Genomic DNA, 6,823 nt, shown 5'->3' with positions numbered 1-6,823 from the left:
CACGGGCGGGGCCGGGTTCATCGGCTCGAACCTCGCGAACCGCCTCGCAGGCGACAACGACGTGATCGCCGTCGACGACACCTACCTCGGGACGCCCGAGAACCTCGACGACGACGTCGAGTTCGTCGAGGCCTCCGTCGTCGACGACGACTTCCCGGTCGACGTCGACATCGTCTTCCACCTCGCCGCGCTCTCCTCGCGGAACATGCACGAGAGCGACCCCCAGCGCGGCTGTCGCGTCAACGTCGAGGGGTTCGTCAACACCGTCGAGCGCGCCCGGAAAGCGGGCTGTGACACCGTGGTGTACGCCTCGACCTCCTCGATCTACGGGAGCCGCACCGAGCCCTCCCCCGTCGACATGGACGTGGAGGCCCACACCGCCTACGAGGCCTCGAAGCTCGCGCGCGAGCGCTACGCCGAGTACTACGCCAACCACTACGACATGGCGATGGCCGGCCTCCGCTTCTTTTCGGTGTATCAGGGCTTCGGCGGCAACGAGGAGCACAAGGGCGAGTACGCGAACACGGTCGCGCAGTTCGCGGACAAGATCGCGAACGGCGAAGCACCTGAGCTGTTCGGCGACGGCACCCAGACCCGCGACTTCACGCACGTCTCGGACGTGGCCCGCGCCTGCGAGCTCGCGGCCGACCACGAGCTCACGGGCGTGTACAACGTCGGCACCCAAGAGGCGTACTCGTTCAACGAGATGGTCGACCTGATCAACGACGCGCTCGGCACGGACGTCGACCCCGTCTACATCGAGTGCCCGTTCGACGGCTACGTCCACGACACGATGGCCGACTACTCGACGTTCCACGAGGCGACCGGCTGGGAGCCCGAGATCTCCTTCGAAGAGGGCGTCGAGATGGTGTGCGAATCGTACAAGTAGCTCAGGCCCACCCGTCCGGGACGACCTCGGCGATCCCGGTATGGTCGTCGTGCGCGTCATCGATCAGCCGGATAGCAGTTAGCACATCGCCGACAGGCGGCTGATCGAGTTAGTGGAAATACAGACAGCCACACCGTTCCGACAACTCGAAGAAGTCCTCGTCTGCGGTCAACACGACGTATTCGTTTTCGCGAGCGTACGCCGCGATGTCGGGATCGGTCGCACGAGGATCGAGCGCATCACGGACAGTGACTGCTCGAAGGTCTGGCGCTTCGATACGGGCGTCGATATACCGACGTGCGACGTTCTGGTCGCAGAGGAGCCGCATCACTACGGTGCGCGGCTCACGTCTGTCAGTCGGTCGCGAGTCGCGTTCGCCTCCGCTGCGATCGCTTCTGTCTCGTCGGGATTCGACTCGTAGTACTCGATAGCGGCGTCGACCTCATCGGCCGTCAGGCCGAACTCCTCGGTGACGGCCGCCCTCGACCGGCCGTGCTCGTGGACCAGCGACCCTACCTGGTGGACGCCGACGCGCGTCCCCTCCGCCCTGGGTTTCCCGCCGAGTACGTTCGGCGTCGAAACCACGGGGATAGTCACGCCAGTAGTAGTTTTCCTTCGTGAATCGACATAACGCCTCGCCGAAGACGTCGCCTAGACCGTGCGCCACTCTACGGAAACGTGCTCGGGACGACACGTCCACCTGCTCCGGACGTATCCAACTGCGGGGCGCTCCCACCGACCGATCGGCGTCAGGACGCCTCGACGGCGCTGCCGGCGGCGACGAGGAAGCCGATGATCGCGGTGATCAGCCCGACCATCCCGATCGCGACGACGCCGATACGCAGGGCGTTACCCGACAGTCGCTGCGCCGTGAGGAACAGGAAGACGGTCGTGACGAAGCCGATGAGCGCGAGTATCCGCCCGAATCGCGCCGCGTCGATCCCGGGCTCGCTAGACACGGTTCAGAATCTCCTTGAGGACGCCCTGATACTCGTCGTCGGTGGCGGCGTTGCCGAGCGAGTGGATCGACTGCGAGATCCACAGTCCGGCGGTGAAGTTGATGAACGCCGCCATCGAGACGGTCCCGATCTGCCCCTCGACGAACAGCCCCGCGTACACCGCCCCGACGAATCCCACTACCATGAGGCTGTGCGTGACGAGCGAACGGGTGCCGAAGTCGGCGAGCCGCAACGATAAACTGGTGCCAACGGCCATGTGTTCGGTTACGGCTCCCGAGGTAAAGAGTTACCGCGCGGCTGGGCGCCGTCGCTCGCGGAGCGAACCCGCCCGTTTACCGCCCTCGCCGCGTAGTGGAGACGAGAATGAGCGACGCAGACCGGACGCACGACGTCGTGGTGTGGGGCGCGACCGGAGTGGCGGGACGGTTCGCGGCCGAGTACCTGGCCGAGCGGTACGGCCCGGACGAGCTCGCGCTGGCGATCGGGGGGCGAGACCGGGAGCAGCTCGACGCGCTCGCCGCCGACCTCGCCCGTCGCGGCGACGCGCGGGACGAGGTTCCGGTCGTCGTCGGCGACGCGACCGACCCCGAGAGCCTGCGAGCCGTCGCCGAGGGCGCTCGGGTGGTGTGTACGACGGTCGGCCCGTACACCCGACTCGGGACGCCGCTGGTCGAGGCGTGCGTCGAGACCGGCACCGACTACTGCGACCTCACGGGCGAGGTGAACTGGGTGCGCGAGTCGATTGACCGGTTCCACGAGCCCGCGGTCGACGCGGGCGCTCGGATCGTCCACAGCTGCGGGTTCGACTCCGTCCCGGCCGACCTCGGTACCCTACTCGTCCAGTCGTTCGCGGGGGAGACGCACGGCGCGCCCTGCGAGACGGTCCGGATCTACCTCGACGGCGGCAGCGGGAGCGTCAGCGGCGGGACGCTCGCGAGCGCCGGCGAGCTGTTCGCGGCGGCCGCGACCGACCCGCTCGCGCGGGAGGCGCTCCGGAACCCCTACTCGCTGGCGCCGCGGGGCGAGCGGCGCGGCGTCGACCCCGGCGAACAGCGGTGGCCGCGGCGGGACGCACTGCGGGGCGAGTGGACCGCCCCGTCCCCGATGGCGCCGGTGAACGAGCGCGTGGTTCGTCGGAGCAACGCGCTCCTCGGCTACCCGTGGGGTCGGGAGTTCCGGTGTAGCGAGGTGGTCCCGACCGGCGACGGGCCGGTCGGCGCCGCGACCGCGGGGCTCGTCGCCGGCGGCCTCGGCCTGTTCACCGCCGCGATGTCCGTCGGCCCGATTCGGTCGGCGCTCCGCCGCCACGTCTTCCCGGACCTGGGCGAGGGGCCGACGCGGGAGGAAGCGGAGGCCGGCCACTTCCGGATCGGCCTCCGCGGCCGCGGGACGGGTCCCGACGGCCCGTTCACCGTCGAGGCCGAGTTCGGCGCCGACCGCGATCCGGGGTACGGCGCGACCGCGCGGATGCTCGGCGAGTCGGCCGTCTGCCTGGCGCGCGACGAGGTCGACTCCCCGTTCGACGGCGGCGTGTTGACGCCGGCGTCGGGGATCGGCCTCCCGCTCGCGGAGCGACTCCGGGAGGTGGGTTTCACCGCGTCGGTCGGTTCGGTCGACGCCGACGACGACCGGTAACGAGTCGCTCAGAAGGGTCGGTCGCGGAAACGGCGGACGGCGAGTTAGTTCCCGCCGTCGATCACATGTAGCCGAGGTCGCGCAGGCGCTCCATCAGGTCCTCCTTGTCCTGGGCGCGGCCGGCGCGCTCAGTCGTGTCCTCGAGGTTCTGGAGCCACGCGGGCTCCTCGGTCGTTTTTTCCGTACTGACCTCGCTGCCGAGCGAGCGGAACCCGGCGAAGTACTTCGGCGAGATCGGGACGTCCTCCCGACTGACGCCCTCGGGGAGGTCGTCGTCGGCCTGCGGGATGTACCCCTCGTCGGGGAACTCCTCGACGGTGTCCGGCACGACGAAGTTCCAGAAGGCCTCCCACACGTCCGCCTCGGCGAACTGGAGGATGGGCTGGATGCGGTCGTGCGGCGGGAACAGGTCGGGGTCGTGGCGCGGCGAGAAGAACGTCTCGTCGGCGCGGGCCTCCTGTTCGTCCCAGCGGACGCCGGAGATGACGCCGTCGATGTCGTGTTCCTCGAGGGCGTCGTTGAGCGCGACCGTCTTCAGCAGGTGGTTCCCGACGTACGTGTCGAGCAGGAACGGAAACGAGTCCTCCTCGAATTCCAGGATCTCTCGGATGTGGTGCTGATTGTGCTCCGAGAGCGCGTCGACGGGAATGTCGTCGCCCGGCTCCAGGCCGTGCTCGTCGACGTAGGCGCCCACGTCCTCGTTGCGGGCGTAGACGAGGTCGATCTCCCACTCGTCGGCCCAGTGCTCGACGAAGTCGGTGATGTCGTCGAAGTGCTGGAAGTGGTCGATGAACACCGCGGTCGGCTTCTCGTAGCCGTACTCCTCGGCGACCTGGTTGATGAAGTACAGCGTCAGCGTGGAGTCTTTCCCGCCGGTCCACATCACCGCCGGGTTGTCGTACTGTTCGAGGCCGCGGCGGGTGACCTCGACCGCCTTCTCGATCTTGTGCTGGATCGACGGGTAGTCGTCGGGGGTCTCCCCCTCGCCGTCGGTGTAATCGACGTCGACGCTCGCCGGGAAGTCGTCGCTCATACGGCGTAGCCGTCGCCGCCGAGACGAATAGGCTTTCTGAATCGCGGTCGCCCGGAGGGAGCGCCGACCGGGGCGGTCGCCGCCGCCGTCCCGCGGAACACAAGGGATATGCCGGGCGCCGCGGAAGCACCGGACATGGGTCTGTTCGACCGGCTCCGCGGCGAGGACGACGGGCGCGTCGTCTTCCTCGGCATCGACGGCGTACCGCTCGACCTCGTCGAGGACCACCCTGACGTCTTCGAGAACCTGACCGACATCGCGGCGGCGGGCTCCGGGGGGCGACTGGAGAGCATCGTGCCGCCGGAGTCGAGCGCCTGCTGGCCGAGCCTCACGACCGGCGTGAACCCCGGCGCGACGGGCGTATACGGGTTTCAGGACCGGGAGCGTGACTCTTACGAGACGTACGTCCCGCTCGGGCGCCACGTGAAGGCGACACGGCTGTGGGACCGCGTCACCGACGCCGGCCGCGACGCGACCGTCCTCAACGTCCCCGTCACGTTCCCGCCGTCGACGCGGATCCAGCGGATGGCCTCCGGCTTCCTCTCGCCCGACCTGGAGTCGGCCGCGAGCGACGAGTCGGTCCGGGAGACGCTCGACGGCTTCGACTACCGGATCGACGTCAACGCCAAGCTCGGCCACGACGACGACAAGACCGAGTTCGTCGAGAACGCCCACGCGACCCTCGACGCCCGGTACGAGGCCTTCTCCCACTACCTGGCGGAAGACGACTGGGACCTCTTCTTCGGCGTCTTCATGAGTACCGACCGCGTGAACCACTTCCTGTTCGGTGACTACGTAAACGACGGCGAGTACACCGCGGAGTTCCTCGAGTTCTACCGGAAGCTCGACGGGTACATCGGCGACATCCGCGACTCGCTCGACGACGACACTACCCTGATCGTCGCCTCCGACCACGGGTTCACCGAACTGAACTGGGAGGCGAACTGCAACCAGTTCCTCGCCGACGAGGGGTGGCTCTCCTACGAGGACGACGACCACGACTCGCTGACGGACATCGACGACGAGACGCGCGCGTACTCGCTCATTCCCGGGCGATTCTACCTCAACCTCGAGGGGCGAGAGCCGGACGGCGTCGTCCCGGAGTCCGAGTACGAGGTGACGCGCGAGGAACTCATCGACGACCTCGAATCGCTCACCGGCCCCGACGGCCGACAGGTGTGTAAGCGGATCGTGAAAGGCGAGACCGTCTTCGACGGCGACCACGACGACATCGCGCCCGACCTGGTCGTCATCCCCGCGGACGGCTTCGACCTCAAGTCCGGCTTCGGCGGGAAGGAGGCCGTCTTCACCGAGGGCCCGCGCAACGGGATGCACAAGTTCGAGAACTCGCTCCTGTACGCGACCGACCCCGACCTCGACCTGTCCGACGCGAACCTCTTCGACGTGACCCCGACCGTCCTCGACCTGATGGACGTCGAGGTCGAGACCGAGTTCGACGGCGAGAGCCTGCTGAGCTAACCGGTATCCCGGAGTGGACCGTCCGCCGCGTCGCCGTGGGCGGCTCTGACGACCGTCAGACGCGCTCGGTCGGCCGCGAACACCGCAGGCAGAGGATCCCGGTTCCGGCCCAGTTCACGTGGTTCGACCCGCAGTTCGGACACCGGTGGTTGTCGTTGTCGTACTCGGTCGTCCCACGGGGCGCCGCGAGGTGACCGTCGTCGACCGCGCGCTCGACGAGCCCGGCGAAGCGCTGTCTCTTGAACCGAGCGCGGCCCGCGAGGAACTCGCCCGGGCGGCTCGGGTCGTCCCCGTGGATGTCCTCCCATTTGATCGCGATCTCGCCGTCCGCCTGCCCCCGCGCGACCTGCTTGATCGTCGCGGCCGCGGCCTCGAAGAGCGGCGTCGTCGCGAGCGCCTGCGGGGAGTCGACCTCGGCGCCGGCGGCCGCGTACCGCTCGGCCGCGTCGTCGTACGCCTCGTCGGCGCCGCCGAGCCCGCCCGCGACCCGGAAGTCGGCCACGAACTCCGCGAGGCAGGCGCCCTGTCCCGGGTCGGTGAGGACGGTCTCGAAGTCGCGCGCTGCGGCGATCCCCTCGGCCGCGCGTCGGGTCGCGCGTTCCTCGGCGCCGGCGACGCGATAGGCGACCGCCGCCGCGAGCAGTTGCTGAACCCCCTGGCCGACCCACCCCTTCTCGTCCGGTTCGAAGGGGTCGCGGTCCGGACGGGGATCCGCGAGGACGCGTCGCCCGCCGCGGGTGTAGCGGTTCCCCGCGCGCCCGTACTCCCGGACCGCCAGCGCGTCGACCGCCGCGTCGTGGTGGCCGCCGTCGTCGGTGTTCACACGCG

The 6,823-nt window shown here is 69.0% G+C and carries 9 protein-coding genes; 3 read left to right on the top strand and 6 right to left on the bottom strand.

The window, feature by feature from the left end; all coding sequences use genetic code 11:
• On the top strand, positions 1 to 889 hold an 889-nt coding region (locus tag EXE45_RS12950; RefSeq protein ID WP_137694570.1), incomplete at its 5' end, for an NAD-dependent epimerase/dehydratase family protein.
• A 109-nt stretch (positions 890 to 998) separates the two neighbouring features.
• On the opposite strand, the gene EXE45_RS12945 is transcribed toward EXE45_RS12950, so the two are convergent.
• The 4 genes from EXE45_RS12945 to EXE45_RS12930 form a co-directional block, all read right to left on the bottom strand.
• A complete protein-coding gene (locus tag EXE45_RS12945) occupies positions 999 to 1,217 on the bottom strand; it encodes a DUF5615 family PIN-like protein (RefSeq protein ID WP_241988348.1) in 219 nt (72 codons plus the stop codon).
• 2 nt (positions 1,218 to 1,219) lie between these two features.
• On the bottom strand, positions 1,220 to 1,486 hold the full coding sequence (locus tag EXE45_RS12940) for a DUF433 domain-containing protein (RefSeq protein WP_092921914.1): 267 nt from the start codon (positions 1,484 to 1,486) through the stop codon (positions 1,220 to 1,222).
• A gap of 152 nt (positions 1,487 to 1,638) precedes the next feature.
• Positions 1,639 to 1,848 (bottom strand): hypothetical protein, encoded by a 210-nt coding sequence (locus tag EXE45_RS12935; RefSeq protein ID WP_092921916.1) that lies wholly within the window; start codon positions 1,846 to 1,848, stop codon positions 1,639 to 1,641.
• Positions 1,841 to 2,104 (bottom strand): hypothetical protein, encoded by a 264-nt coding sequence (locus EXE45_RS12930; protein ID WP_092921918.1) that lies wholly within the window; start codon positions 2,102 to 2,104, stop codon positions 1,841 to 1,843. The genes EXE45_RS12935 and EXE45_RS12930 overlap by 8 nt, the downstream gene beginning before the upstream one ends.
• A 107-nt stretch (positions 2,105 to 2,211) precedes the next feature.
• Between EXE45_RS12930 and EXE45_RS12925 the strand changes: the two genes are divergently transcribed.
• Positions 2,212 to 3,483 (top strand): trans-acting enoyl reductase family protein, encoded by a 1,272-nt coding sequence (locus EXE45_RS12925; protein ID WP_137694569.1) that lies wholly within the window; start codon positions 2,212 to 2,214, stop codon positions 3,481 to 3,483.
• A 61-nt stretch (positions 3,484 to 3,544) separates the two neighbouring features.
• Here EXE45_RS12925 and EXE45_RS12920 read toward each other — a convergent pair whose 3' ends face one another.
• The gene (locus tag EXE45_RS12920; RefSeq protein WP_137694568.1) at positions 3,545 to 4,516 is read right to left on the bottom strand and encodes a phosphoadenosine phosphosulfate reductase family protein; all 972 of its coding nucleotides are present in this window, start codon (positions 4,514 to 4,516) and stop codon (positions 3,545 to 3,547) included.
• Between the two features lie 135 nt (positions 4,517 to 4,651).
• Between EXE45_RS12920 and EXE45_RS12915 the strand changes: the two genes are divergently transcribed.
• A complete protein-coding gene (locus EXE45_RS12915; RefSeq protein ID WP_137694567.1) occupies positions 4,652 to 5,995 on the top strand; it encodes an alkaline phosphatase family protein in 1,344 nt (447 codons plus the stop codon).
• Between the two features lie 55 nt (positions 5,996 to 6,050).
• On the opposite strand, the gene EXE45_RS12910 is transcribed toward EXE45_RS12915, so the two are convergent.
• The gene (locus tag EXE45_RS12910) at positions 6,051 to 6,818 is read right to left on the bottom strand and encodes a hypothetical protein (protein WP_137694566.1); all 768 of its coding nucleotides are present in this window, start codon (positions 6,816 to 6,818) and stop codon (positions 6,051 to 6,053) included.
• Between the last annotated feature and the right edge of the window lie 5 nt (positions 6,819 to 6,823).

Source organism: Halorubrum sp. SP9, from assembly GCF_005435015.1.
Classification (GTDB): domain Archaea; phylum Halobacteriota; class Halobacteria; order Halobacteriales; family Haloferacaceae; genus Halorubrum; species Halorubrum sodomense.
The sequence above is the reverse complement of the archived record's forward strand: the minus strand, read 5'-3'. Positions and strand labels throughout refer to the sequence as shown.

Bases quoted from the DNA above. Each gene is read 5' to 3' on its own strand.
- EXE45_RS12945 (WP_241988348.1), bottom strand. From the start codon at position 1,217: ATGCGGCTCCTCTGCGACCAGAACGTCGCACGTCGGTATATCGACGCC.
- EXE45_RS12930 (WP_092921918.1), bottom strand. From the start codon at position 2,104: ATGGCCGTTGGCACCAGTTTATCGTTGCGGCTCGCCGACTTCGGCACC.
- EXE45_RS12925 (WP_137694569.1), top strand. From the start codon at position 2,212: ATGAGCGACGCAGACCGGACGCACGACGTCGTGGTGTGGGGCGCGACC.
- EXE45_RS12920 (WP_137694568.1), bottom strand. From the start codon at position 4,516: ATGAGCGACGACTTCCCGGCGAGCGTCGACGTCGATTACACCGACGGC.
- EXE45_RS12915 (WP_137694567.1), top strand. From the start codon at position 4,652: ATGGGTCTGTTCGACCGGCTCCGCGGCGAGGACGACGGGCGCGTCGTC.